This window comes from Enterobacter sp. 301B, assembly GCF_003850715.1.
GTDB classification, from domain to species: Bacteria; Pseudomonadota; Gammaproteobacteria; order Enterobacterales; family Enterobacteriaceae; genus Enterobacter; species Enterobacter intestinihominis.
The window spans coordinates 70590-95770 of the sequence record NZ_PQTC01000009.1; the positions used below are offsets into that span (position 1 = coordinate 70590).

At 55.7% G+C, this 25181-nt stretch carries 23 protein-coding genes and 3 tRNA genes; 15 read left to right on the plus strand and 11 right to left on the minus strand.

Going from position 1 to position 25181, the window contains the following annotated elements; translation table 11 throughout:
- Positions 1-16 precede the first annotated feature (16 nt).
- Positions 17-1348: an amino-acid N-acetyltransferase gene (gene argA / locus C3451_RS12020; RefSeq protein WP_063139182.1), complete on the minus strand. Its 1332-nt coding sequence runs from the start codon at positions 1346-1348 to the stop codon at positions 17-19.
- Between the two features lie 227 nt (positions 1349-1575).
- On the opposite strand from argA, the gene amiC reads away from it, so the two are divergent.
- A complete protein-coding gene (gene amiC, locus C3451_RS12025; RefSeq protein ID WP_022649226.1) occupies positions 1576-2829 on the plus strand; it encodes an N-acetylmuramoyl-L-alanine amidase AmiC in 1254 nt (417 codons plus the stop codon).
- Between the two features lie 89 nt (positions 2830-2918).
- On the opposite strand, the gene C3451_RS12030 is transcribed toward amiC, so the two are convergent.
- The 3 genes from C3451_RS12030 to C3451_RS12040 form a co-directional block, all read right to left on the minus strand.
- A tRNA-Met gene (locus tag C3451_RS12030) sits at positions 2919-2995 on the minus strand.
- A 44-nt stretch (positions 2996-3039) separates the two neighbouring features.
- A tRNA-Met gene (locus C3451_RS12035) sits at positions 3040-3116 on the minus strand.
- A 44-nt stretch (positions 3117-3160) separates the two neighbouring features.
- A tRNA-Met gene (locus tag C3451_RS12040) sits at positions 3161-3237 on the minus strand.
- Positions 3238-3445: 208 nt separating this feature from the next.
- On the opposite strand from C3451_RS12040, the gene mltA reads away from it, so the two are divergent.
- Positions 3446-4543: a murein transglycosylase A gene (gene mltA, locus C3451_RS12045; protein ID WP_045620848.1), complete on the plus strand. Its 1098-nt coding sequence runs from the start codon at positions 3446-3448 to the stop codon at positions 4541-4543.
- Positions 4544-4618: 75 nt separating this feature from the next.
- Entirely contained in the window at positions 4619-5425 is an 807-nt protein-coding gene (gene tcdA, locus C3451_RS12050) for a tRNA cyclic N6-threonylcarbamoyladenosine(37) synthase TcdA (RefSeq protein ID WP_006811804.1), read from the plus strand.
- Here tcdA and csdE read toward each other — a convergent pair.
- Entirely contained in the window at positions 5416-5862 is a 447-nt protein-coding gene (gene csdE, locus C3451_RS12055) for a cysteine desulfurase sulfur acceptor subunit CsdE (RefSeq protein WP_045620849.1), read from the minus strand. The genes tcdA and csdE overlap by 10 nt on opposite strands.
- The gene (gene csdA, locus C3451_RS12060; RefSeq protein WP_045620850.1) at positions 5862-7067 is read right to left on the minus strand and encodes a cysteine desulfurase CsdA; all 1206 of its coding nucleotides are present in this window, start codon (positions 7065-7067) and stop codon (positions 5862-5864) included. Before csdA ends, csdE begins: the two co-directional genes overlap by 1 nt.
- A gap of 192 nt (positions 7068-7259) precedes the next feature.
- On the opposite strand from csdA, the gene C3451_RS12065 reads away from it, so the two are divergent.
- From C3451_RS12065 to rlmM, 4 genes are all read left to right on the plus strand, one after another.
- Positions 7260-7487, plus strand: coding sequence for a YgdI/YgdR family lipoprotein (locus tag C3451_RS12065; protein WP_015571738.1), 228 nt, complete (start codon positions 7260-7262; stop codon positions 7485-7487).
- Positions 7488-7837: 350 nt separating this feature from the next.
- Positions 7838-8755, plus strand: a complete 918-nt coding sequence (gcvA, locus tag C3451_RS12070) for a glycine cleavage system transcriptional regulator GcvA (RefSeq protein ID WP_022649222.1) — start codon at positions 7838-7840, stop codon at positions 8753-8755.
- Positions 8756-8794: 39 nt separating this feature from the next.
- The gene (locus C3451_RS12075) at positions 8795-9190 is read left to right on the plus strand and encodes a DUF423 domain-containing protein (RefSeq protein WP_003862756.1); all 396 of its coding nucleotides are present in this window, start codon (positions 8795-8797) and stop codon (positions 9188-9190) included.
- Complete coding sequence (gene rlmM / locus C3451_RS12080) at positions 9183-10283, plus strand: 23S rRNA (cytidine(2498)-2'-O)-methyltransferase RlmM (protein WP_022649221.1); 1101 nt, start codon at positions 9183-9185, stop codon at positions 10281-10283. The genes C3451_RS12075 and rlmM overlap by 8 nt, the downstream gene beginning before the upstream one ends.
- A 57-nt stretch (positions 10284-10340) precedes the next feature.
- Here the strand turns inward: rlmM and xni are convergent, their stop codons facing one another.
- From xni to queF, 5 genes are all read right to left on the minus strand, one after another.
- The gene (xni, locus tag C3451_RS12085) at positions 10341-11096 is read right to left on the minus strand and encodes a flap endonuclease Xni (RefSeq protein ID WP_032626021.1); all 756 of its coding nucleotides are present in this window, start codon (positions 11094-11096) and stop codon (positions 10341-10343) included.
- Between the two features lie 112 nt (positions 11097-11208).
- Positions 11209-12576 (minus strand): L-serine ammonia-lyase, encoded by a 1368-nt coding sequence (locus C3451_RS12090; RefSeq protein WP_022649219.1) that lies wholly within the window; start codon positions 12574-12576, stop codon positions 11209-11211.
- Between the two features lie 62 nt (positions 12577-12638).
- Positions 12639-13928, minus strand: a complete 1290-nt coding sequence (locus C3451_RS12095) for an HAAAP family serine/threonine permease (RefSeq protein WP_022649218.1) — start codon at positions 13926-13928, stop codon at positions 12639-12641.
- 504 nt (positions 13929-14432) lie between these two features.
- The gene (gene ppnN, locus C3451_RS12100; protein ID WP_023298502.1) at positions 14433-15797 is read right to left on the minus strand and encodes a nucleotide 5'-monophosphate nucleosidase PpnN; all 1365 of its coding nucleotides are present in this window, start codon (positions 15795-15797) and stop codon (positions 14433-14435) included.
- A gap of 116 nt (positions 15798-15913) precedes the next feature.
- Positions 15914-16756: an NADPH-dependent 7-cyano-7-deazaguanine reductase QueF gene (gene queF, locus C3451_RS12105; protein WP_045620851.1), complete on the minus strand. Its 843-nt coding sequence runs from the start codon at positions 16754-16756 to the stop codon at positions 15914-15916.
- A 69-nt stretch (positions 16757-16825) separates the two neighbouring features.
- On the opposite strand from queF, the gene syd reads away from it, so the two are divergent.
- The 8 genes from syd (at position 16826) to C3451_RS12150 (ending at position 25160) form a co-directional block, all read left to right on the plus strand.
- Entirely contained in the window at positions 16826-17371 is a 546-nt protein-coding gene (gene syd, locus C3451_RS12110; protein ID WP_124304316.1) for a SecY-interacting protein, read from the plus strand.
- A gap of 632 nt (positions 17372-18003) precedes the next feature.
- Positions 18004-18333, plus strand: coding sequence for a YqcC family protein (locus C3451_RS12115; protein WP_032626018.1), 330 nt, complete (start codon positions 18004-18006; stop codon positions 18331-18333).
- Complete coding sequence (gene truC, locus C3451_RS12120; RefSeq protein WP_023298500.1) at positions 18330-19115, plus strand: tRNA pseudouridine(65) synthase TruC; 786 nt, start codon at positions 18330-18332, stop codon at positions 19113-19115. Before C3451_RS12115 ends, truC begins: the two co-directional genes overlap by 4 nt.
- 15 nt (positions 19116-19130) lie before the next feature.
- A complete protein-coding gene (locus C3451_RS12125; protein ID WP_022649212.1) occupies positions 19131-19580 on the plus strand; it encodes a flavodoxin in 450 nt (149 codons plus the stop codon).
- Between the two features lie 308 nt (positions 19581-19888).
- A complete protein-coding gene (gudP, locus tag C3451_RS12135) occupies positions 19889-21244 on the plus strand; it encodes a galactarate/glucarate/glycerate transporter GudP (protein ID WP_003862734.1) in 1356 nt (451 codons plus the stop codon).
- The gene (locus tag C3451_RS12140) at positions 21244-22584 is read left to right on the plus strand and encodes an enolase C-terminal domain-like protein (RefSeq protein WP_023298498.1); all 1341 of its coding nucleotides are present in this window, start codon (positions 21244-21246) and stop codon (positions 22582-22584) included. Before gudP ends, C3451_RS12140 begins: the two co-directional genes overlap by 1 nt.
- 15 nt (positions 22585-22599) lie before the next feature.
- Positions 22600-23937 carry a glucarate dehydratase gene (gene gudD, locus C3451_RS12145; RefSeq protein ID WP_006811788.1) on the plus strand — a complete coding sequence of 446 codons (1338 nt, stop codon included), beginning with the start codon at positions 22600-22602 and terminating at the stop codon, positions 23935-23937.
- A gap of 77 nt (positions 23938-24014) precedes the next feature.
- Entirely contained in the window at positions 24015-25160 is a 1146-nt protein-coding gene (locus C3451_RS12150) for a glycerate kinase (protein WP_124304317.1), read from the plus strand.
- Positions 25161-25181 lie beyond the last annotated feature (21 nt).

The following is a 25181-nucleotide window of genomic DNA, read 5'->3' on the forward strand; positions in this document are numbered from 1 at the left end:
CAGGAGAGGGTGATTGTTATCCCAGGTCCGCCATTAACACCTTCGAGCGGCGCTGGTAGTTGTACATCTCTTTCTTACTTTCCGGCAGAGAATCAATATCCACTGGCGTGAAGCCGCGCTCCTGGAACCAGTGAATGCTGCGCGTGGTGAGCACGAACAGCTTGCTCAGACCCATCTGGCGCGCCTGTGCCGCCACGCGTTCAAGCAGCAGTTCCCCCCGCGAGGAGCTACGGTAATCCGGGTGCACGGCAACGCACGCCATTTCGCCAATTTGTTCTTCCGGGAACGGATAAAGCGCCGCACAGGCAATGGTCAGGTTATCTCGCTGGATGATGGTGAACTTGTCGATCTCCATCTCCAGCTGCTCGCGGGAGCGGCGAACCAGAATGCCCTGTTGTTCCAGCGGACGGATCAGCTCCAGAATACCGCCGATATCGTTGATGGTGGCACGGCGGATCTGCTCGGCGCTCTCCATTACGATCTGCGTACCGATCCCGTCCCGGGAGAACAGTTCCTGCAACAGCGCGCCGTCTTCCTGATAGCTGATCAGGTGGCTGCGGCGTACCCCGCTGCGGCACGCTTTGACGGCGCCGCGCAGAAAACGCACGGTACCGGAATAGTAATCGCCTTGTGCTTCCAGCGCTTCGACGCGCGCCTGGGCTTCATTCGGAAAAAGTTCTGGCACAATCACGCCCTCATCGTTCACGACACCCTGTGAGGAGCAAAAGCCGATCATTTTTTCCGCTTTAAGCTTGATGGCCAGCTGGGTGGCAATCTCTTCTGAGGTCAGATTAAAACTTTCACCCGTTACGGAAACGGCAACGGGTCCCATCAGGACGATCGCGCCATTGTCTAACTGGCGGTGAATGGCTTCTTCATCAATGCGCCGGATGCGGCCGCTGTGGCAGTAATCCACGCCATCGTCCACGCCGAGCGGCTGAGCGATGATAAAGTTGCCGCTCACCACGTTGATGTGCGCGCCCTGCAGCGGCGTATTACTCAGGCTCATCGACAGGCGGGCGGTGATATCGAGCTGCAACAGACCCGCCGCCTGTTTGACCAGTTCGAGGGTTTTCGCATCCGTCACGCGGGTATGTTTGTGGTAGATCGGCTCATGGTGATGGGCGGCCAGGTTGGCTTCGATTTGCGGACGTGCGCCATACACCACCACCAGACGGATGCCGAGGCTGTGCAGCAGGCCGATATCATTGACGATACTGGAAAAGTTATCATGCTCAATGGCTTCACCGCCAAGCATGATGACAAAGGTTTTGCCCCGATGGGTGTTGATATAGGGAACAGAATGGCGGAATCCCTGGACCAGTTCGGTTCTGCGTTCCTTAACCATGACACAACCCTTAATGAATGTTTATTCGTTATTTATGTATTTTTATTCGATTGTGGCCGCGTGTGCAAGCCAAAATTTTCTGCGACCCACAGAAAATAATAAGTAATCCGTGCGTTAACGTATGATTGTTTACCCTTTTATAGATGACAGTTTATGCGTCATTCGTTAAAGTTTTCGGTCAATTTGGGCGTTTTGTTCATCAATCAGATTTCTTGCTCGGGAGAAGCATGTCGGGATCCAATTCAGCAATAAGCCGCCGCCGCCTGTTAAAAGGGGCCGGGGCGATGTGGTTGCTTAGCGTCAGCCAGGTGGGTCTTGCCGCCACAAGCCAGGTAGTCGCGGTGCGCGTCTGGCCGTCGTCGACCTATACGCGCGTGACGGTCGAGTCTAACCGCGTGCTGAAATACAAACAATTTGCCCTCAGCAATCCTGAACGTGTGGTGGTTGATCTCGAAGGTGTGAATCTCAACTCCGTGCTTAAAGGCATGGCGGCGCAGATCCGTGGCGACGATCCTTTTATCAAATCGGCGCGCGTCGGGCAGTTCGATCCGCAAACCGTGCGCATGGTGTTTGAGCTGAAGCAGAACGTGAAACCGCAGCTCTTTGCCCTTGCGCCTGTTGCTGCCTTTAAGGAGCGCCTGGTAATGGATCTCTATCCGGCGAATGCAACGGATATTCAGGATCCGCTCCTGGCGTTACTTGAAGATTACAACAAAGGCGATCTCCAGCGGCAGGTCCCACCTGCGCAAAGTGGTCCTAAGCCTGGCAGGGCGGGGCGCGATCGTCCGATTGTGATCATGCTCGATCCTGGCCACGGCGGAGAAGATTCCGGCGCCGTTGGGAAATATCACACCCGCGAAAAAGATGTGGTGCTGCAAATTGCCCGTCGTCTGAAGGCGTTAATCGACAAAGAGGGCAATATGCGCGCCTACATGACGCGCAACGAAGATGTCTTTATCCCGCTGAAGGTCCGCGTGGCGAAAGCGCAGAAGCAGCGCGCGGATCTGTTTGTCTCTATTCATGCGGATGCCTTCACCAGCCGCCAGCCGAGCGGATCGTCGGTGTTTGCCCTGTCAACGAAAGGGGCGACCAGTACCGCCGCGAGATACCTGGCGGACACGCAGAACGCCTCGGATTTAATCGGTGGCGTGAGTAAAAGCGGGGATCGTTACGTCGACCATACGCTGTTTGATATGGTGCAGTCGCTGACCATTACCGACAGTCTGAAGTTTGGTAAAGCGGTGCTGGGCAAACTGGGCCGGGTCAACAAGCTGCACAAAAACAGCGTCGAGCAGGCCGGATTTGCAGTACTAAAAGCGCCAGATATTCCGTCCATTCTGGTCGAAACCGCGTTTATCAGTAACGTGCAAGAGGAACGCAAGCTCAAGACGGCTAAATTCCAGCAGGAAGTGGCGGAGTCGATTCTGGCGGGTATTCGGGCCTATTTCTCAGACGGGGAAACGCTGGCGCGGCGGGGATAGGGTATTACGCCGGGTATCTCGCCCGGCACTTTCACAAACGGCAGATACAAAAAAACACCCTTAAGGGTGTTTATTGTTTTAAGAAGTGTTGGTTGCGGGGGCCGGATTTGAACCGACGACCTTCGGGTTATGAGCCCGACGAGCTACCAGGCTGCTCCACCCCGCGTCCGTCTTTCTACACTTGTAGAAACTTACTTCTTCAAATTTGATTGGTTGCGGGGGCCGGATTTGAACCGACGACCTTCGGGTTATGAGCCCGACGAGCTACCAGGCTGCTCCACCCCGCGTCCGTCTTTCTACAGTCGTAGAAGATACTTCATCAAATTTTAATTGGTTGCGGGGGCCGGATTTGAACCGACGACCTTCGGGTTATGAGCCCGACGAGCTACCAGGCTGCTCCACCCCGCGTCCGTGGAAGCGCACTATACTCGGATAGGTTTGTGATGCAACCCCTTTTTCGCATAATTCATTATTTTGTATGCAAAATGAACGGGAATAGCCACTTTGGACTATTTTTTGTCCAGAATTTGCCAAAGGGAAGGCGATCGCATTTCATTACCACGGTGGGTTTGTTATCTTCATCACGCGGAATTGGGCAACTAAAAGACGAGATATAATGAAAGGACGTTGGGTGAAGTATCTGATGACAGGCGCAATGGTAGCGATTCTTGCGGCCTGCTCTTCCAAACCGACCGATCGCGGTCAACAGTATAAAGACGGGAAGTTATCCCAGCCTTTCTCTTTAGTTAACCAGCCAGATGCCGTGGGTGCTCCAATCAATGCCGGGGATTTCTCCGAGCAGGTGTACCAGATCCGCAAAGCGTCGCCGCGCCTGTATGGCTCACAGAACAACGTTTATAGTGCAGTGCAGGACTGGCTGCGTGCTGGCGGTGATACGCGCAATATGCGCCAGTTTGGTATTGACGCGTGGCAGATGGAAGGGGCGGATAACTACGGTAACGTTCAGTTTACCGGCTACTACACCCCGGTTGTCCAGGCACGACACACGCGTCAGGGCGAATTCCGGTATCCGATTTACCGCATGCCGCCAAAACGCGGTCGTCTCCCGTCCCGCGCTGAAATCTATGCCGGTGCGCTTAGCGAAAATTACGTGCTGGCCTACAGCAACTCGCTGATGGATAACTTCATCATGGACGTGCAGGGCAGCGGCTATATTGATTTTGGCGACGGCTCGCCGCTGAACTTCTTTAGCTATGCCGGGAAAAACGGCCATGCCTATCGCAGCATCGGTAAGGTGCTCATCGACCGTGGTGAAGTGAAACGAGAAGATATGTCGATGCAGGCGATCCGCGAGTGGGGCGAAAAACACAGCGAAGCGGAAGTGCGTGAGCTGCTTGAGCAGAATCCATCGTTTGTCTTCTTCAAACCGCAGAACTTTGCGCCGGTGAAAGGGGCGAGCGCCGTCCCGCTGATTGGCCGCGCTTCTGTGGCATCGGATCGTTCGATTATCCCGGCGGGTACCACGCTGCTGGCGGAAGTCCCTCTCCTCGACAATAACGGCAAATTCAACGGCAAGTATGAATTACGCCTGATGGTGGCGCTGGACGTGGGCGGGGCGATTAAAGGTCAGCACTTCGATATTTACCAGGGCATCGGCCCGGATGCAGGGCACCGTGCAGGCTGGTATAACCACTACGGGCGCGTGTGGGTGCTGAAGACAGCGCCGGGTACCGGGAACGTATTTAGCGGCTGAGTGTGGTATTCTGAGCGCAAGACGGATTACGGTTCAGGGTGAGGAATACCTCACCCTTTTTACATCTGAGGTTTTATGTCTGTGGTAATCAGCGATGCCTGGCGCCAGCGTTTCGGCGGCACGGCACGGTTATACGGTGAAAAAGCCCTGCAACTGTTCGCGGATGCGCATGTCTGCGTGGTGGGCATTGGTGGCGTGGGTTCGTGGGCGGCAGAAGCGCTGGCGAGAACCGGCATTGGCGCAATTACGTTGATTGATATGGATGACGTCTGCGTCACTAACACTAACCGTCAGATCCACGCCCTGCGTGATAACGTCGGTCTGGCGAAGTCCGAGGTGATGGCGGAGCGTATTCGTCTCATCAACCCGGAGTGCCGCGTAACGGTGATTGACGACTTTGTGACGGCAGATAACGTCGCGGAGTACATGAGCAAAGGCTACAGCTATGTGATTGACGCCATCGACAGCGTGCGGCCAAAAGCGGCGCTGATCGCTTACTGTCGTCGTTACAAGGTGCCGCTGGTGACAACGGGCGGCGCGGGTGGACAAATTGATCCGACGCAGATCCAGGTGGCAGATCTGGCGAAAACCATTCAGGATCCACTGGCTGCTAAGCTGCGCGAGCGCTTAAAAAGCGACTTCAACGTGGTGAAGAACAGTAAAGGCAAGCTGGGCGTGGACTGTGTGTTCTCGACAGAAGCGCTGGTTTATCCGCAGGCGGATGGTTCGGTCTGTGCAATGAAAAGCACAGCGGAAGGGCCAAAGCGGATGGATTGTGCCTCAGGGTTTGGAGCGGCCACCATGGTGACCGCCTCCTTCGGCTTTGTGGCGGTCTCTCACGCCCTGAAGAAGATGATGGCGAAGGCGGAACGTCAGGCCTGAGCCTGACGGGCGGCATCCAGCACCGCGTCGTTTAGCGCAATCAGTCCCTGACCGCGCGAGGCGCTAAGCTGCGTGCGAAGTCCCAGCTCATCAAACAGCGCCAGCGGAGAATGCGCCAGCAGCTCTGCGGCGCTTTTCCCTTCGATTGCGGTCAACAGCACCGCCAGCAGACCGCGAACAATGCGTCCCTCGCTGTCGCCGAAGAAATGCAGTTTCTCACCGGATATGCTAAACCCAAGCCAGACGCGGTTCTCGCAGCCAGCTATCTCCTTCGCCTGTGATTTCAGTTCGTCTGACAGCGTGGGCAACTGTTTGCCCAGCTGGATCAGCTGACGATATTTATCTTCCCACTGCGTGAGCGGGACGAAGGTCTGTTTTAACGTCTCTTCAGTGATAACGGTGCCGAACGGATGCCCGGCTAAGGCTGAACTTGTCATTAATCCACCAGTAATTCCAGGGCGCGGTCGACGGCGGAAACCAGCGCGTCGACGTCACTTTTTGTGTTGTACGGTGCAAACGAGGCGCGCAGGGTACCGCTCACCCCCATGGCCGCCAGCAGCGGCTGGGCGCAGTGCTGTCCTGCGCGCAGGGCAATGCCGTATCCGGCAAGCAGCGTCACCATGTCGCTATGGTGTACGCCCGCAAAATCAAAGGCGAGCAGGCTGGAGTCCTGGACGCGGAACGAGCGAAACCCGGGGCGTTTCTTAAGCTCTTCTTCTGCCAGCGTCGCCAGGCCCCGGCTCCAGCTTTCAGCCTGAGCCACGTCCGTATCTGCGAGAAATTCGAGCGCTGCGCTCAGACCGATAACCCCTGCCACGTTCGGCGTACCGGCTTCCAGGCGGTAAGGTACATCCTGCGTTTTGAAACCGTCGAAGGTGACTTCGGTAATCATCTTGCCGCCGCCGAGCCACGGCGTCATCCGGGCCAGCAGTTCAGGTTTGCCGTACAGCGCGCCGATACCGGTTGGCGCGTACAATTTATGCCCTGAGAAGGCATAGAAGTCGATATCCAGCGCCTGAACGTTAGCCGGAAAATGCACCACACCCTGCGCACCGTCGACCATTACTACCACGCCGCTGGCATGGGCAATCTCAATGGCGCGCGCCAGATCCGGACAGCCGCCGGTGACGTTGGACATCTGCCCCAGCGCCAGAATACGGCTGCGCGGCGTAATCAGCTCAGGCAGACGCGCCACGTCAGGCAGGAAGTCTGTACCCAACGGGAGTTTTACAACCCGTGCCCCGGTTTGTTCGGCCACCATCAGCCAGGGCACCAGGTTGGCGTGGTGTTCCGCCTCGCTGACGATGATCTCATCCCCGGGCTGCAACAGCGGACGCGCGTAACATTGCGCCACCATGTTAATGGCCTCGGTAGTGCCCCGAGTCCAGACAATGTTCTTACCGCTGTCAGCATTGATCAGGCGCGCGACCTGATCCCGTGCGGCTTCGTATTGCGCCGTTAAGCGCTGCGCGTCGGCATACTGGCTGCGATGCACGTTCCCGGCGCTCAGGCTGTAAAACTGGCGGGTTGCCTCAATCACCGCCTGCGGCTTAAGGGCCGTGGCGGCGCTATCAAGATAAATGCCGGCATCGGCCAGCGCAGGAAACTGTGCGCGAAACTGCGCAGGACTGAAAGCGTTCATGGAATTCCTCATATCGATTCTACGATCGTCGCGCAAATTCATCGGCAGGGCAAGGAAGTTGATATCTATCAGATTTGTCTGCTTATCCTGGCGAGTCTGAAAAAGCAGGTTATGCTAAATAGTGTTAGGCGGATGTTTTAGCCTGTTATAAATCGAGGTTTGAATAGCATTAATTGCTAAAGGAGAATAATCATGAAAAAGACAGCTGCAATCATTTCTGCCTGTGCGTTGACCTTTGCCCTGAGCGCATGTTCTGGTAATAACTACGTAATGCATACCAACGATGGTCGATCTATCGTCTCTGAAGGGAAACCGACAACCGATAATGATACCGGGATGATTTCATATAAAGATGCTAACGGGAACAAACAGCAGATCAATCGCAGTGACGTGAAAGAGATGAAGGAAATCGAGCATTAACAGTTAGATAAGCGAAAAAAAAGCACCGCAAGTTGGCGGTGCTACATTAATCACTATGGACAGACAGGGTAAATGTACAGGAAGTGAAAAATTGGTAGCGTTGCTACCGTGGTCTGAATCGCAGACCAATTGCAAACACAACAACACAACATCACAACCGTAAGCCAAAAGCCCTTCAGAACACGCATTCCAAAAAAAGCTTTTCGTTCCGGCTCAGGAAGTGCCGCCACTATAGGTATTTGCTGGTAGTTCCTCAACGGACAAATTATAATGGCTCAGATAAAAAAAACTAATAGGTTAAACGTTGTTTCCTATATGTTAAATCTCGTTAACATCTAAGCCAGATAACCATGTCCAAGCGATTGCCACCCCTAAATGCATTACGTGTTTTTGATGCAGCAGCACGCCACCTCAGCTTCACCCGCGCAGCCGATGAGCTTTTTGTGACACAGGCCGCAGTAAGTCATCAAATCAAGTCTCTGGAGGATTTTCTGGGGCTTAAGCTGTTCCGTCGCCGCAACCGTTCGTTGCTGTTGACCGAAGAAGGGCAGAGCTATTTTCAGGATATTAAAGAGATTTTCTCCCAGCTGACGGAAGCCACCCGTAAGCTTCAGGCACGGAGCGCAAAAGGCGCCCTGACTGTGAGTTTATTGCCCAGTTTTGCCATTCAGTGGCTGGTGCCGCGACTCTCAAGCTTTAACTCAACTTATCCGGGAATCGATGTCCGAATCCAGGCGGTGGACCGTCAGGAAGACAAGCTTGCAGACGATGTGGATGTGGCGATTTTTTACGGTCGCGGTAACTGGCCGGGCTTGCGTGTTGAAAAATTATACGCAGAATATCTGCTGCCGGTCTGTTCACCACTGCTGCTGACGGGGGAGAAAGCGCTCAAAACGCCCGCCGATCTGGCGCAACACACGCTTTTGCACGATGCGTCGCGTCGCGACTGGCAAACTTATACCCGCCAGTTAGGTCTTAATCATATAAACGTGCAGCAGGGGCCCATTTTTAGCCACAGCGCGATGGTGTTACAGGCTGCCATTCACGGGCAGGGCGTGGCATTAGCGAATAACGTCATGGCGCAGTCCGAAATTGAGGCAGGCCGTCTGGTTTGCCCATTTAACGATGTACTGGTCAGCAAGAATGCATTTTATCTGGTTTGTCATGACAGTCAGGCAGAACTGGGTAAAATAGCCGCTTTCCGGCAGTGGATACTGGCGAAAGCGGCAAGCGAGCAAGAAAAATTCCGCTTCAGGTATGAACAATAACGTTTGTGTGCCGGGCACGCATTAATTCAGGACTTAAACATGACCAGCCGATTCATGCTGATTTTCGCCGCGGTGAGTGGCTTTATTTTTGTAGCTCTGGGCGCGTTTGGCGCGCATGTCTTAAGCAAGTCTTTGGGCGTTGTGGAGATGGGCTGGATCCAGACCGGCCTTGAATATCAGGCGTTCCACACGCTGGCAATTTTTGGGCTGGCGGTGGCGATGCAGCGCCGTATCAGCATTTGGTTTTACTGGAGCAGCGTCTTTCTGGCGCTGGGTACCGTACTGTTCAGCGGCAGTCTCTACTGTCTGGCGCTGTCGCATTTACGCCTGTGGGCGTTTGTTACACCTGTCGGCGGCGTCAGCTTCCTGGCGGGTTGGGTGTTAATGTTTATCGGAGCTATCCGTCTGAAACGCAAGGGCGTTGTTCATGAATAAGGTTGTTTTATATTGTCGCCCGGGGTTTGAGAAAGAGTGCGCCGCGGAAATCACCGATAAAGCGGCGAAGCGTGAAGTCTTCGGATTCGCTCGCGTCAAAGAGAACGCGGGTTATGTGGTATTTGAATGCTATCAGCCTGATGATGCCGACAAGCTGGCGCGCGAACTGCCGTTCAGCTCGCTGATTTTCGCCCGTCAGATGTTTGTCGCGGGCGAACTGCTGAAAGATCTTCCGCCGGAAGATCGCATCACGCCGATTGTTGGCCTGTTGCAGGGCGTGGTGGAGAAGGGCGGCGATTTGCGCGTGGAAGTGGCTGACACCAATGAAAGCAAAGAGCTGATGAAGTTCTGCCGTAAGTTTACCGTGCCGCTCCGCGCGGCACTGCGTGATGCGGGAGTGCTGACAAACTACGAAACGCCAAAGCGTCCAGTCGTGCATATCTTCTTTATTGCGCCAGGATGTTGCTACACCGGCTACTCGTATACCACCAATAACTCGCCGTTCTTTATGGGGATCCCGCGTCTGCGCTTCCCGTCAGACGCGCCGAGCCGTTCAACCCTGAAGCTGGAAGAGGCGTTCCACGTCTTTATCCCGGCGGACGAGTGGGACGAACGTCTGGCAAACGGCATGTATGCCGTCGATCTTGGCGCGTGCCCGGGCGGCTGGACCTATCAGCTGGTGAAACGCAACATGTGGGTTTCGTCTGTGGATAACGGCCCGATGGCGCAAAGCCTGATGGACACCGGGCAGGTCACCTGGCTGCGTGAAGATGGTTTCCGCTACCGTCCTACCCGTAACAACATCTCCTGGATGGTGTGCGACATGGTAGAAAAACCGGCAAAAGTCGCGGCGCTGATGGCCTCCTGGCTGGTGAACGGCTGGTGTCGTGAGACGATTTTCAACCTCAAGCTGCCGATGAAAAAGCGTTACGAAGAGGTGTCGCAGAACCTGGCTTATATTCAGCAGCAACTGGACGAACACGGGATTAATGCGGAAATCCAGGCGCGTCAGCTGTATCACGACCGTGAAGAAGTGACGGTGCATATCCGTCGCTGGTGGGCGGCCGTGGGTGGGCGTCGCGACGAGCGATAACGTTTGTAACGCCCGGTGGCGCTGTGCTTACCGGGCCTACAAAATCGTGTAGTTGTTTTAACGTTCTAACCTTAACTGCTGTAAATTCCCGTCCAGCTGTAAATCCGTCTGTAGCGTTGCGATTTCCCGGCAGATAAACGCCATCTCTTTATTCGCCTCCAGCTTCTTGCGCCATTTTTCCGGCACTTCCTCAAGCCTTGCGTAAATCCCTTCCAGATTCTGAAACTCCGTCAGCAGCTGTGCGGCACTTTTGGGTCCAATACCGGCGACACCCGGCACTCTGGAGCTGCTGATCCCCGCCAGCCCCCAGTAATCCGGCAATTGCTCAGGCGATACGCCAAACTCGCTGGCAATAAATGGCGCGTCCAGCCAGCGTTTCTGGAAGTAGTCGCGGATGCGGACCGTTGGAGAGAGCAGCTGGCAGTAGCCTTTGTCGGTTGAAACGATAGTCGCCTGATGCCCGGCGCTTGCCACTTTAACCGCCAGCGTTGCGGCTAAATCATCAGCCTCATTACCGTGTGCGCCCCAACACGGAACGCCGCGCTGTTCAAAGGCCGCGCGTATAACGGGCATTTCGGCGTGCAGATCGTCCGGCATCGGCGCACGCCCGGCTTTGTAGTCCGGCAGGCGCTGGTGCCGCCAGCCGGTATTGCGTGCTTCATCGTCGAATACGGCAACAGCGTGGGTGGGTTCGCTATGGCGAATGAGCTGCTCCAGCGCGTGTAAACAGGTGTCCTTGCAGGGGGTGCCCTGTACCGCGTGAATACGGCGAATCAGGTTAAGTGCATCGACGATAAGCAAATGAACGGCCACAGATAATCTCCCTTCTGTCTAATGGGGGAAGGGTAACACTGAGCGCAGCATGAAACTATGAATGGTGGGGAAAACAGGAAGAAGCCTCGCAAAACGAGGCTTCCTGAGAGGCTTAATCGCAGGTAACGATCTTCATCGCCAGGCCACCGCGGGAGGTTTCGCGGTATTTGGCGTTCATATCTTTACCGGTTTCGTACATGGTTTCGATAACCTTGTCGAGACACACGCGCGGTTCGCTGGTGCGGCGCAGCGCCATACGGGCCGCGTTCACCGCTTTCACAGAGGCGATGGCGTTACGCTCGATGCATGGCACCTGGACCTGACCGCCGACCGGATCGCAGGTCAGCCCCAGGTTATGTTCCATGCCGATTTCCGCCGCAATACAAACCTGCGCAGGACTTGCGCCCAGCAATTCGGCCAGACCCGCCGCCGCCATAGAGCAGGCTACGCCCACTTCACCCTGACAGCCCACTTCTGCGCCGGAAATCGAGGCGTTCATCTTGTACAGTGAGCCAATCGCACTGGCGACCAGCATATACCGCGCGAGTGAGTTTGCATTTACTTCACGGATAAACTTGTCGTAATACGCCAGGACCGCCGGAACAATGCCGCACGCCCCGTTGGTTGGCGCGGTGACGACGCGGCCACCCGCGGCGTTCTCTTCGTTCACCGCCAGCGCGAACATGTTGATCCAGTCGACAACGGCCATCGGGTCGGTGGTGGTTTTGTCGGTGCTGACCAGCATGCGACGCAGCGCAGCCGCACGACGCGGAACACGCAGTTTCCCCGGCAGCACGCCTTCGGTGGTGATCCCGCGCTCAATGCCGCTGCGCATCACTTCCCAGACGTTTGCGAAGTGCTGTTCCAGCTCCTCTTTGCTGTGCAGGGCCAGCTCGTTTTTCATCATCAGGCCGGAGAGAGAAAGGCCTGTCTCCTGGCAGTGACGCTGTAAATCGGCCGCGTTTTTGTACGGGTACGGCACCTCAACGGCGGAGCCGTTGGTTTGACCAAAATGGTCTTCGTCGACGATAAACCCGCCGCCGATGGAGTAATACGTCTGGCTGTAAACCGCTTTATCGCCGACCAGCGCGGTAATGCGCATGCCGTTTTCGTGCAGCGACAGGTTATCCGCATGGAAATTCATGCAGTGGTCAACCGGAAATTCAACTTCGTGCTCGCCGTTGGCCAGCAGCAAACGACCATGGGTGTTCACGTCCTGGATAAAGCCAGGAATGGAGTCAATATCAACGGTATCCGGCAGGTTACCCGCCAGCCCCATGATAATGGCAATATCGGTATGGTGGCCTTTACCGGTCAGGGAAAGGGAACCGTATACATCGACAACCACGCGGGTGATGTCGTGCAAAATGCCGCGTGCAATCAAGTCATCCGTGAATTGTTTACCGGCTTTCATTGGTCCGACGGTGTGAGAGCTGGAAGGACCAATACCGATTTTGAAGATATCGAATACGCTAATCATGATGCGTCCATTGCTTCAGTCAGAGGGGAGGAGTGCGCCATCCGAAGACGGCGCAGGAGGTATTAGCTGAACAGCGAGTAGAAAATAGCGGAGATGGCAATCAGACCCATCACAACAACGAACACGTTGCTGATATGGCCGCTGTATTTACGCATCGCTGGCACTTTCTGAATCGCGTACATCGGCATCAGGAACAGAATCATCGCGATAATCGGGCCGCCCAGGGTTTCAATCATGCCCAGAATGCTTGGGTTCAGGGTGGCTACCGCCCAGGTGGTCACCAGCATGAACAGCGCGGTGATTTTGTTCAGACGGTTGATTTCAATGCTCTTGCCTTTACCGCGCAGAGATTTAATCACCATACCGTTGAAGCCTTCACGTGCGCCCAGGTAGTGGCCCAGGAAGGATTTGGTGATGGCGATAATCGCGATGATCGGTGCCATCCACGCAATCAGCGGTGCGTTAAAGTGGTTTGCCAGGTAGGACAGAATAGAGATGTTCTGCTCTTTCGCCGCCGCCAGATCCGCCGGGGAAAGGCTCAGCACGCAGCTGAACACGAAGAACATAACTGTCAGTACCATCATGATGTGTGCGCGAGCCAGGATGCTGGAGCACTTCTTCTCTGCACCATTGCCGTACTCTTCACGCTTCGCCACCGCGAAGGAGGAGATGATTGGCGAGTGGTTGAAGGAGAACACCATTACCGGGATCGCCAGCCATAGGGTCAGTAGCAGGCCGTTACCGGTTGCGGATGCGCTGCTCAGAGACAGAGTTTCCAGCGCAGCGCCGTTCCACTGTGGGATCAGGTACAGCGCCAGCACCATCAGGGCTGCAACAAACGGGAATACCAGCACGCTCATCGCTTTGACAATCATCTGCTCGCCAAAGCGTACGATGGTCATCATACCGACGATCAGGATCAGGGACAGGATCGCACGCGGCGGCGGGGTCATCTGCAGCTGGTGCATCATGAAGCTTTCAACGGTGTTGGTGATAGCAACGCTATACACCAGCAGAATCGGGTAAATCGCGAAGAAGTAGAGCAGGGTAATCAGCTTACCTGCGCCGACGCCGAAGTGTTCTTCAACGACTTCAGTAATGTCTTCGCCCGGGTTTTTACCGGACAGCACGAAGCGGGTCAGGCCGCGGTGTGCAAAGAAGGTCATCGGAAAGGCGATGATGGCCATGATGATCAGCGGGATCAGACCGCCGACACCTGCGTTGATAGGAAGGAACAGTACACCAGCGCCGATTGCCGTGCCGTACAGGCCAAGCATCCACATGGTATCCGTTTTGCGCCAACCGCTTCGGGATTCAATCGAAGCAACGGTGCTGGTTTGAGTGGTTTCCATCTGTATCTCCTGGAGGAAGCAAATTGTCAGGTTTTTAGTCAAATCCGATGAAAAAGTGCCTGACGGTAATATGAAATTCGTTCAGTGACGGTTTTTTAATAATTTTTGCCCGTAACTATTGGCGGGCGGAAAGATACATTCTCGTTATGAATCTATCAGTGATCGCGATCCCAAATGCAATAATCCACTTATGATGTGGGCATATTTAGACCATTTATCTGTTAAAAAAACATCAAAGAGGATTTACGGGCGCGAAGGCTACCATTAACGACATGTTTTCGAAAAGGCTGACCCGCGAGATAGGTGTCTTTCGCTGTAAAGAAATAGGATTTTAGGATTTTCTGGCAGGTAATTTCGATTAAGGCTGATTATTTACGGTTTCAAAAACGAGGTAATCGTTTGCGCGGGCACCAGATTTGTTAATAACATTGAAGATCGCTATGAATTACATCACTAATAAAAAAGCCGGATGACAATCCGGCTTGAGAGGAGGGAAAGGACGCTTTATTTGATGATTTCGTAACAGGGAATATAGGCAGAACCCGGAAGTTTCATGCGGTGCTGAGCCACAAAGCCCTGCAGCATGTCATCCATGCGGCGCATCATCTCCGGGTCACCGTGGATTTTATACGGCCCGAACTCCTCAATCGCGCGGATCCCCACCTCCTTCACGTTCCCCGCCACGATGCCAGAGAAGGCGCGACGCAGGTCAGCTGCCAGTACTTCCACCGGCTGATCCGGATAGAGTTTGAGGTTCGCCATGTTCTCATGCGACGGCTCGAAGGGGATCTGGAGATCCGGTGCGATACGGATGGACCAGTTAAAGCTGTAGGCATCCCCGGTATCACGACGGTTCTCTTTCACCAGCGGCATCGCTTTTTTCATCTGACGGGCCACTTCTGCGGCATCGTCAATAATAATGCGGTAGTGACGGCGCGCGTCTTCCCCCAGCGTATGCACGATAAACTCGTCCAGCACGCGGAAATAGTCGGCGCTCTCTTTCGGGCCGGTCAGGATCAGCGGCAGAACCTGATTTTTGTTGGCCGGGTTCATCAGGATCCCGAGCAGATAAAGCAGTTCTTCCGCCGTACCTACGCCGCCCGGGAAGATGATAATGCCGTGCGCGATACGGACAAACGCCTCAAGACGTTTTTCGATATCCGGCATAATAATCAGTTCGTTAACCAGCGGGTTAGGCGGCTCAGCGGCGATGATCGACGGCTCGGTCATGCCGATAAAACGGCCTTCTTTATAGCGTTGCTGCGCGTGTCCTACTGCCGCGCCTTTCATCGGCGCTTCCATCGCGCCAGGACCGCAGCCGGTACAGATGTTCAGCTCGCGCAGGCCGAGCTGATTACCCACGCGGCGGGCGTACAGGTATTCGGTTTCGTTAATGGAGTGACCACCCCAGCAGACGACCATGTTCGGCGCTTCGCCAACGTGCAGGGCGCGGGCGTTACGCAGAATGGAGAAAACTAGGTTGGTGATATGAACGGAGCTTTCCAGATCGAGATGCTGGAAACGACCGGCGTTGCTGATCTGTCCGTTAACAAACAGGATGTCGCGCAGCACGGCAAAAAGGTTGGCCTGAAGTGAGCGAATAATACGCCCATCGACAAACGCCTCTTCCGGCGGGTTGATCACTTCCAGCTTCACCCCGCGCTCGCGGCGCAGCACATTGATATCAAAACTTTCGAAGCGGGACAGCAGCTCTTTACTGTTGTCGGTCAGGCTTCCGGAGTTCAGTACAGCAAGTGAACAGTTACGAAACAGTTGATACAGGTCGCTACTGGCGGTGCGTTTAAGCATGTCCACTTCCAGTTGCGACAACATATCCATAGAGCCAAGCGGGCTAATATGTGTAATCAAGTGAGCTCCTTATGGGACGATTATCGTCTTTCCCTGTTGATTACAATAGCCCTGGCTTATGACGTTTCACAACACTTCGGGCGGAATACCGCCCGCATATTGTGAAAATATTTATCTTACTGGCGCACCAGCCGTCCGGTGGCAGGCACAAAATCGGTATTGGTGCGCCATGGGTTAATGTCCAGGCCGCCGCGACGGGTATAGCGGGCATAAACGCTCAGCTTTTCGGGCTGGCAGAAACGCTGTATGTCATTGAAGATGCGTTCCACGCACTGCTCGTGGAATTCGTTGTGATGACGGAATGACACCAGGTAACGAAGCAGCTTTTCCCGGTCAATCTGCGAGCCGCGATACTGGATCTGTACCGAGCCCCAGTCCGGCTGATGGGTGATAAGGCAGTTGGATTTCAGCAGATGGCTGACCAGCGTTTCGTCGACCACTTTTCCGCCCGCCGCGTTTTCCAGATAGTCGGTGCTAAATTCGTAGCTCTCCACATCAATGTCCTGATCGTCGATGCAGGTGCCGTGGAAATGGGCGATGGGCTGACCTTCCAGCTCATGCAGACGGTATAACGAGACGGTTACGTTCCCCTGCGCGCACGCGCTTAAATCACGTTCAAGCGTCTGTTGTACCTCGTCCCAGCTGTTAAATTTGGTCTGGTTAAAGCTGTTGAGATAGAGCTTAAAGCTCTTGGATTCGACCAGGTTTACGCTGGCGTAATCCAGCTCGACATGGCCCACGGCTACCTGCGGCAGACCGCGCGCATTCAGCCAGGAGAGTTCGTACAGCGTCCAGATGTCGCCGCCGACGAACGGCAGCGCGTCGGCATGAAGGCCAAGCGGATCGCGGTTCAGGCTGCGCGGCACACCCTGAAGCAGGCTTGCGTCGTAGGTGTCGCGGTAATCGGTCGATTTACCCAGCGTTAAGCCCGTTAACGCCTGATGATTTTCGTAAGACATGTTTCATAGCCACTTTACAGGTACACTTAGGGGCTGAGTTTATCCTGTCTTACAAGAAGAGAGAAATCGGTGGATATCGAAACTGCAAATGCCCTGACGTCCTTCACGACCCGCTATTGCGATGCCTGGCATGAAAAGCGGGGGACGTGGCCGCAAAGTACTGACTTATATGGCGTGCCGTCACCGTGCATTATCGCTTCGCAGGATGATTACGTTATCTGGCAACCGAAACCGTTCACGGGCGAGCAGAATGTAAATGCGGTTGAACGCGCAATGGACATTGTGATACAACCTGCGCTTCATGCAATTTATACCACGCAGTTTGCCGGGGATATGACTGCATGTTTTGCAGGACAGCCGCTGACGCTGCTGCAAACCTGGAGCGAAGAAGATCTTCAACGCGTTCAGGAAAACCTCATTGGTCACCTGGTCACGCAAAAACGCCTTAAGCTCTCCCCGACTCTCTTTATTGCGACGCTCGACAGTGAACTGGACGTCATTTCTGTCTGCAACCTGTCTGGCGAGGTCATTAAAGAGACGCTCGGCACCCGCAATCGCGACGTTCTCGCGCCTTCTCTTGCGGATTTTCTTACCCGACTTGAGCCGCTTCTGTAATCCATGATGCTACTGGACGTGTGAGAGATCTCTTACACGCACTGTGAGACATCGCCGAAACAATTAGCTTTGTCTTAGAGATTTCAGATTAATATTAGTTTCCCTTTCAACAGGTTAGCGATTTCCTGAAACGATTATCCCCGTTTCGCCAGGCTTACCTTGCTCACAGGGTGGGTTGTAAGACGAGGCAGAATAGCGGATTCTATCTGTGTCGACAGGATGCCGACGCGAGAAACGAACATCAGGATGATGGCGTTTCTCACCAGGAACACGTCAGGACGACGCCGCAGGAAGGCTTCAGGATGAAGCAAAGTGGATCACGCAGGATGCGTAAGGGACACCTCCAGGAAGGAGAACGTGAGCCGGTCAGGATGGTCGGTGGGTCAGGATGGCCAGGACGTTTCAGGACGAAACCTACACGTCAGGATGATGTGAGCAGGAAGCAAAAGGTAAAGGGATGACCAGGCCTTCGGACATCAGGAAAAGTTGTCACGGATGAGCAGGGAGCACGTATTGTAGCTGGAATGCTGCGAAACGAACCGGGAGCACTGTTTTTACAGTGCTCCCTTTTTTTATTTCTGTCTTCCGCAATGCTATGCTTCGCGCCATTCCGTTTTTCAGTTGAGGTTACTATGACGCATCACGATAGCGTTCGTGCGCAGTTGCACGCCATCGAAGCCCTTATGCGCCAGCATCAGCTGTGGCAGGAAAGTGCGCCGCAGCCAGACGCGTTCGCCAGCACCCAGCCGTTTTGTCTGGATACGCTGTCTCCATTCGAATGGCTCCAGTGGGTATTAATTCCGCGCATGCACGCGCTGCTGGAAGGGGGACACGCGTTGCCCCAGGCGTTTGCCGTCTCTCCCTATTACGAAATGGCGCTGGAGGCGACCCACCCGGCGCGCGACGTTATGCTGGTTGAGCTGGAAAAGCTGGATGGGCTTTTCGCCGGTGACGATGCATGACGCTTGAGATCCTGTATCAGGATGAGTGGCTGGTGGCGGTGAATAAACCGTCCGGCTGGCTGGTACACCGAAGCTGGCTCGATCGCGATGAGAAAGTGGTTGTTATGCAAACCGTGCGCGACCAAATCGGTCAGCACGTCTTTACTGCCCACCGTCTGGATCGGCCAACCTCTGGCGTTCTGCTGATGGGGCTTTCCAGTGAGGCCGGGCGCCTGCTGTCGCAGCAGTTTGAACAGCACCAGATCCAGAAGCGCTACCACGCCATTGTGCGCGGCTGGCTGACGGATTCCGCCACGCTGGATTATCCGCTAGTGGAGGAACTGGATAAAATCGCCGATAAATTTGCCCGCGAAGATAAAGGTCCGCAGCCTGCGGTGACCGACTATCGCGGTATGGCGACCACAGAACTGCCGGTGGCGACCAGCAAATTTCCCACTACGCGATACAGTCTGGTTGAGCTTTTGCCCAAAACGGGGCGCAAGCACCAGCTTCGCCGCCACCTTGCACATCTGCGCCACCCAATTATCGGCGACAGCAAGCACGGCGATCTGCGGCAGAACCGCAGCGCGGCAGAGCACTTTGGCTGTAACCGACTGATGCTGCACGCCAGCGAGCTAAGCCTGACGCACCCGTTTACCGGCGAACCGCTGACTATTCGCGCGGGGCTGGACGAGGTCTGGATGCAGGCGCTGTCACAGTTTGGCTGGCTGGGACAACTCCCCGAAAATGAAAGGGTTGAGTTTGCCGCAGGCAACGTTCAGGATGAACAGCAAGCGCAATAATTACGGGAGCAAAGCATGGCTGAAGTAGGTATTTTTGTCGGCACGATGTACGGCAACTCGCTGCTGGTTGCGGAGGAAGCAGAAGCAATCCTCGTCAATCAGGGCCATAAAGCAACGGTCTATGAAGACCCGGAGCTGGCGGACTGGGAAAAGTATAAAGATAAATACATTCTGGTGGTGACCTCCACCACCGGGCAGGGCGATCTCCCGGACAGCATCGTCCCGCTTTTCCAGGGCATTAAAGACCAGCTTGGCTATCAGCCAGATGTTCACTATGGCATCATCGCCCTCGGCGATAGCTCTTACGCCAATTTCTGCGGCGGCGGTAAGCAGTTCGACGCGCTGTTGCAGGAACAGCACGCTCAGCGGGTCGGCGAGATGTTACTGATTGATGCTGGCGAGCACCCCGAACCGGAAAGCGAGTCAAATCCCTGGGTTGAACATTGGGCCACGCTCCTGAACTAACCCTGTACTATACGAGCTGTAGGCCGGGTAGGGCGTAGCCGCCACCCGGCAACGAAGCTGCACCATATCCTCAATTCCGTGAAGTATCTTCCACCACTTTGGGCTTATGCCCCAAACCACGTTCCCCACGCCCGTCAATGTTGTGTTCCTGCACGGTGAGAGAACCGGTCACTCCTTCATATACTTTTCCCGTCACTATAAAACGGCTTCGGGCCGTACCAAAACCAAACACAAATCTCTCATTCTGATTACCCTACAGGTGCTGTACAGAATGTACCAGGCGAAAGCTATGTTTCAGGAGTGCAACAATGAGTACATTAAGCCACGCGGCGAGCAGCGCTGAGAAGCGCACCAACGCCCGATACTGGATAGTGGTGATGCTGTTTATCGTCACCTCTTTCAACTACGGCGACCGTGCCACGTTATCCATTGCCGGCTCTGAGATGGCAAAGGACATCGGACTTGATCCGGTGGGTATGGGTTATGTTTTCTCCGCATTTTCATGGGCCTACGTAATCGGCCAAATCCCTGGCGGCTGGCTGCTGGACCGCTTTGGCTCAAAACGGGTCTATTTCTGGTCCATTTTCATCTGGTCGATGTTTACCCTGTTACAGGGCTTCGTGGATATCTTCAGCGGCTTCGGCATTATCATTGCGCTCTTTACCCTCCGCTTCCTGGTGGGTTTAGCGGAAGCGCCATCTTTCCCGGGCAACAGCCGCATTGTGGCCGCCTGGTTCCCGGCGCAGGAGAGGGGAACGGCGGTAGCAATCTTTAACTCGGCGCAATACTTTGCGACGGTTATTTTCGCGCCAATTATGGGCTGGCTGACGCACGAAGTGGGCTGGTCGCACGTCTTCTTCTTCATGGGCGGGCTGGGGATCGTCATCAGCTTTATCTGGCTGAAAGTGATCCACGAACCAAACCAGCACCCGGGCGTGAACAAGAAAGAGCTGGACTACATTGCTGAAGGCGGGGCGCTGATCAACATGGATCAGAAAACCCAGAAAGCAAAAGTCCCGTTCAGCCAGAAATGGGGGCAGATCAAACAGCTCGTCGGCTCACGGATGATGATCGGTATCTATCTCGGCCAGTACTGCATTAACGCCTTAACCTACTTCTTCATCACCTGGTTCCCGGTTTACCTGGTGCAGGCGCGCGGGATGTCGATTCTGAAGGCGGGTTTTGTCGCCTCTGTGCCAGCCATCTGCGGCTTCGTGGGCGGGGTGCTCGGCGGGGTCATCTCCGACTGGCTGATGCGTCGCACCGGTTCGCTGAATATTGCGCGTAAAACGCCAATCGTGCTCGGCATGCTGCTCTCCATGACCATGGTGTTCTGTAACTACGTCAGCGCGGAGTGGATGATTATCGGCTTTATGGCGATGGCCTTCTTCGGTAAAGGCATCGGCGCGCTGGGCTGGGCGGTGATGGCAGATACCGCGCCGAAAGAGATCAGCGGCCTGAGCGGCGGTCTGTTCAACATGTTTGGCAACATTTCCGGCATTGTCACCCCAATCGCTATCGGTTACATCGTCGGCACCACCGGCTCCTTCAATGGTGCGCTGATTTATGTAGGCGTCCATGCGCTGGTGGCGGTACTCAGTTACCTGGTGCTGGTGGGGGACATCAAACGAATCGAACTGAAACCTGTTGGGGAGCGCGGATGATGACAACGCAATCAAGCCCGATTGTGACGGAGATGAAAGTCATCCCGGTGGCGGGTCAGGACAGCATGCTGCTCAACATTGGCGGCGCGCATAACGCCTGGTTCACCCGCAACATCGTGGTGCTGACCGACAGCGCAGGGAATACCGGCGTCGGGGAAGCGCCTGGCGGAGAGGTGATTTACCAGACGCTGGTCGACGCCATCCCGCAGGTGGTTGGGCAGGAGGTCGCCCGCCTGAACAAGGTGGTTCAGCGGGTGCATAAGGGCAACCAGTCGGCTGATTTTGATACCTTCGGCAAAGGCGCCTGGACGTTTGAACTGCGCGTTAACGCGGTGGCGGCGCTGGAGGCGGCTCTCCTTGATTTACTGGGCAAGGCGCTGAACGTGCCGGTCTGCGAACTGCTGGGGCCAGGCAAACAGCGTGATGCGGTAACGGTGCTGGGCTATCTGTTCTACGTTGGCGACCGGACGAAAACCGATCTGCCGTATCTGGAACGCTCGCCGGGCAGCCACGCGTGGTATCACCTGCGTCATCAGGAAGCGCTCTCTGGCGAGGCGGTGGTACGCCTGGCAGAGGCGGCGCAGGATCGCTACGGCTTTAAAGACTTCAAGCTGAAAGGCGGCGTTCTGCCGGGCGAACAGGAGATTGACAGCGTGCGCGCGTTGAAAAAACGCTTCCCGGAGGCACGCATCACCGTCGATCCGAACGGCGCCTGGCGGCTGGATGAAGCTATCGCGCTGTGCAAAGGACTGGGCGACGTGCTGACCTACGCGGAAGATCCGTGCGGCGCCGAGCAGGGCTTTTCTGGCCGCGAGGTGATGGCCGAATTCCGCCGCGCTACCGGGCTGCCGGTTGCGACCAACATGATCGCCACTAACTGGCGCGAAATGGGCCACGCGGTGATGCTGAATGCGGTGGACATACCGCTGGCTGATCCGCACTTCTGGACCCTTTCCGGCGCGGTGCGCGTGGCGCAGCTGTGCGATGACTGGGGGCTCACCTGGGGCTGCCACTCCAATAACCATTTCGACATTTCGCTGGCGATGTTTACCCACGTTGGCGCGGCGGCGCCGGGTAACCCGACCGCCATCGATACGCACTGGATCTGGCAGGAAGGCGAAGCGCGCCTGACCAAAAATCCACTTGAAATCAAAAACGGCACCATTGCCGTACCGGATGCGCCGGGGCTGGGCGTGGAGCTTGACTGGGATCAGATCCACAAGGCGCATGAAGCGTATAAAAAACTGCCGGGCGGCGCGCGCAACGACGCAGGCCCGATGCAGTACCTTATCCCCGGCTGGACATTTGACCGTAAGCGCCCTGTATTTGGACGTCACTGATAAAAGGATCGAACGATGAGCACATTTTCTACCCCTGTAGTCACCTCCATGCAGATCATTCCTGTCGCGGGACATGACAGCATGCTGATGAACCTGAGCGGCGCCCATGCGCCGTTCTTCACCCGTAATATTGTGGTGATCAAGGACAACTCAGGGCATACCGGTGTCGGTGAAATCCCGGGCGGGGAGAAGATCCGTAAAACGCTGGAGGACGCCATTCCGCTGGTGGTGGGTAAAACGCTGGGCGAGTACAAAAATGTACTGACCAGCGTGCGTACGACCTTTGCCGATCGTGATGCGGGTGGCCGTGGTCTGCAAACGTTTGATCTGCGTACCACTATCCATGTGGTCACGGGCATTGAAGCCGCGATGCTGGATCTGTTAGGCCAGCATCTGGGCGTCAATGTCGCCTCCCTGCTGGGCGACGGCCAGCAGCGCAGCGAAGTGGAAATGCTCGGCTACCTGTTCTTTATCGGCAACCGCAAACTCACCCCGCTGCCGTACCAGAGCCAGCCGGACGAAAAATGCGACTGGTATCGTGTGCGTCACGATGAAGCGATGACCCCGGATGCGGTGGTGCGCCTGGCTGAAGCCGCGTATGAAAAATATGGCTTTAATGACTTCAAGCTGAAAGGCGGCGTACTGGCGGGTGAAGAAGAAGCTGAGGCGATTGCCGCGCTGGCGAAGCGCTTCCCGCAGGCGCGCGTCACGCTGGATCCGAACGGTGCCTGGTCCCTTGATGAGGCGATCAAAATCGGTAAGCAGCTCAAAGGCGTGCTGGCCTACGCGGAAGATCCGTGCGGCGCAGAGCAGGGGTTCTCTGGACGTGAAGTGATGGCGGAGTTCCGTCGCGCCACCGGGCTGCCAACCGCCACCAACATGATCGCGACCGACTGGCGCCAGATGGGGCACACGCTCTCGCTACAATCGGTGGACATTCCGCTGGCAGACCCGCACTTCTGGACGATGCAGGGCTCGGTTCGCGTGGCGCAGATGTGCCATGAGTTCGGCCTGACCTGGGGCTCGCACTCCAACAACCACTTCGACATCTCGCTGGCGATGTTCACCCACGTAGCGGCTGCTGCGCCGGGCAACATTACCGCTATCGACACCCACTGGATCTGGCAGGAGGGCAATCAGCGCCTGACCAAACAGCCGTTTGAGATCAAGGGGGGGATGGTGCAGGTTCCAGCTACGCCGGGGCTGGGCGTTGAACTGGATATGGATCAGGTCATGAAAGCGCACGAGCTTTACCAGAAACACGGGCTGGGCGCACGTGATGATGCGCTGGCGATGCAGTACCTGATCCCAGAGTGGACATTCGACAATAAACGTCCGTGCATGGTACGATAAGTCAACTGGGACCGCTCCCATTAGTGGTCCCTTACGTGGTGTATGCTTAACGTAACTAACATGCGTAAGGATGGCTTATGAAAATTGTTATCGCTCCGGACTCGTATAAGGAAAGCTTGAGCGCGCTGGAGGTGGCGACAGCGATAGAGGTCGGTTTTCGCGAAATTTTCCCCTCAGCGGAGTACGTCAAATTACCGGTTGCCGATGGTGGCGAAGGGACGGTGGATGCGATGGTGGCAGCCACCCATGGGCGTCTTGTCCATGTTCCCGTTACCGGGCCTTTGGGAGAACGCGTGGAAGGGTTTTTCGGGTTATCCGGAGACGGGAAAAGCGCGTTTATCGAGATGGCGGCCGCGAGTGGTCTGGAGCTTGTTGCTCCTGCAAAGCGTAACCCGTTAATCACCACCTCGTGGGGAACCGGGGAACTGATCCGTCATGCGCTGGATGCGGGCGTTAAGCATATCATTATTGGCATTGGAGGCAGCGCGACCAATGACGGTGGCGCAGGCATGGTGCAGGCGCTGGGCGTAAAACTGCTGGATGCGAAAGCACAGCCCGTTGGGTCGGGCGGCGGCGAACTGGCAAGCCTTGCGAATATCGATCTTAGTGGGCTGGATGAGCGGCTGGCAGACTGTCGAATTGAAGTGGCCTGCGATGTGACCAACCCCCTGATTGGCGAGACTGGCGCTTCTGCGGTATTCGGTCCGCAGAAAGGGGCGACGCCGGAGATGGTCAGGACGCTGGACAACGCGCTTGCGCATTACGCAAACATTATCGCCAGGGACCTGGACATTGACGTCTTAAACCTGGCGGGGGGCGGAGCAGCTGGCGGAATGGGGGCGGCGCTGTATGCATTTTGCGGGGCACAGCTTCGTCGGGGGATTGAGATTGTCACCGATGCCCTGCATCTCGATGAACAGGTCGCGGACGCCGATCTGGTGATCACGGGCGAAGGGCGTATCGACAGCCAGACGATCCACGGCAAAGTGCCCGTTGGCGTGGCGAGAGTCGCGAAACGCTATAACAAACCGGTTATCGGCATTGCCGGCAGCCTGACGGCGGATGTTGGCGTGGTGCACGAGCACGGACTGGATGCGGTATTCAGCGTGATTTACACCATCTGCTCGCTGGAGGATGCGCTGGAAAATGCGCAACAGAATGTACAGATGGCCGCAAGGAATATTGCGGCGGCCATAAAGGTGGGGCAGGGGATGTCGCGTTAACGTTCGTGCTCCTGTAGGCCC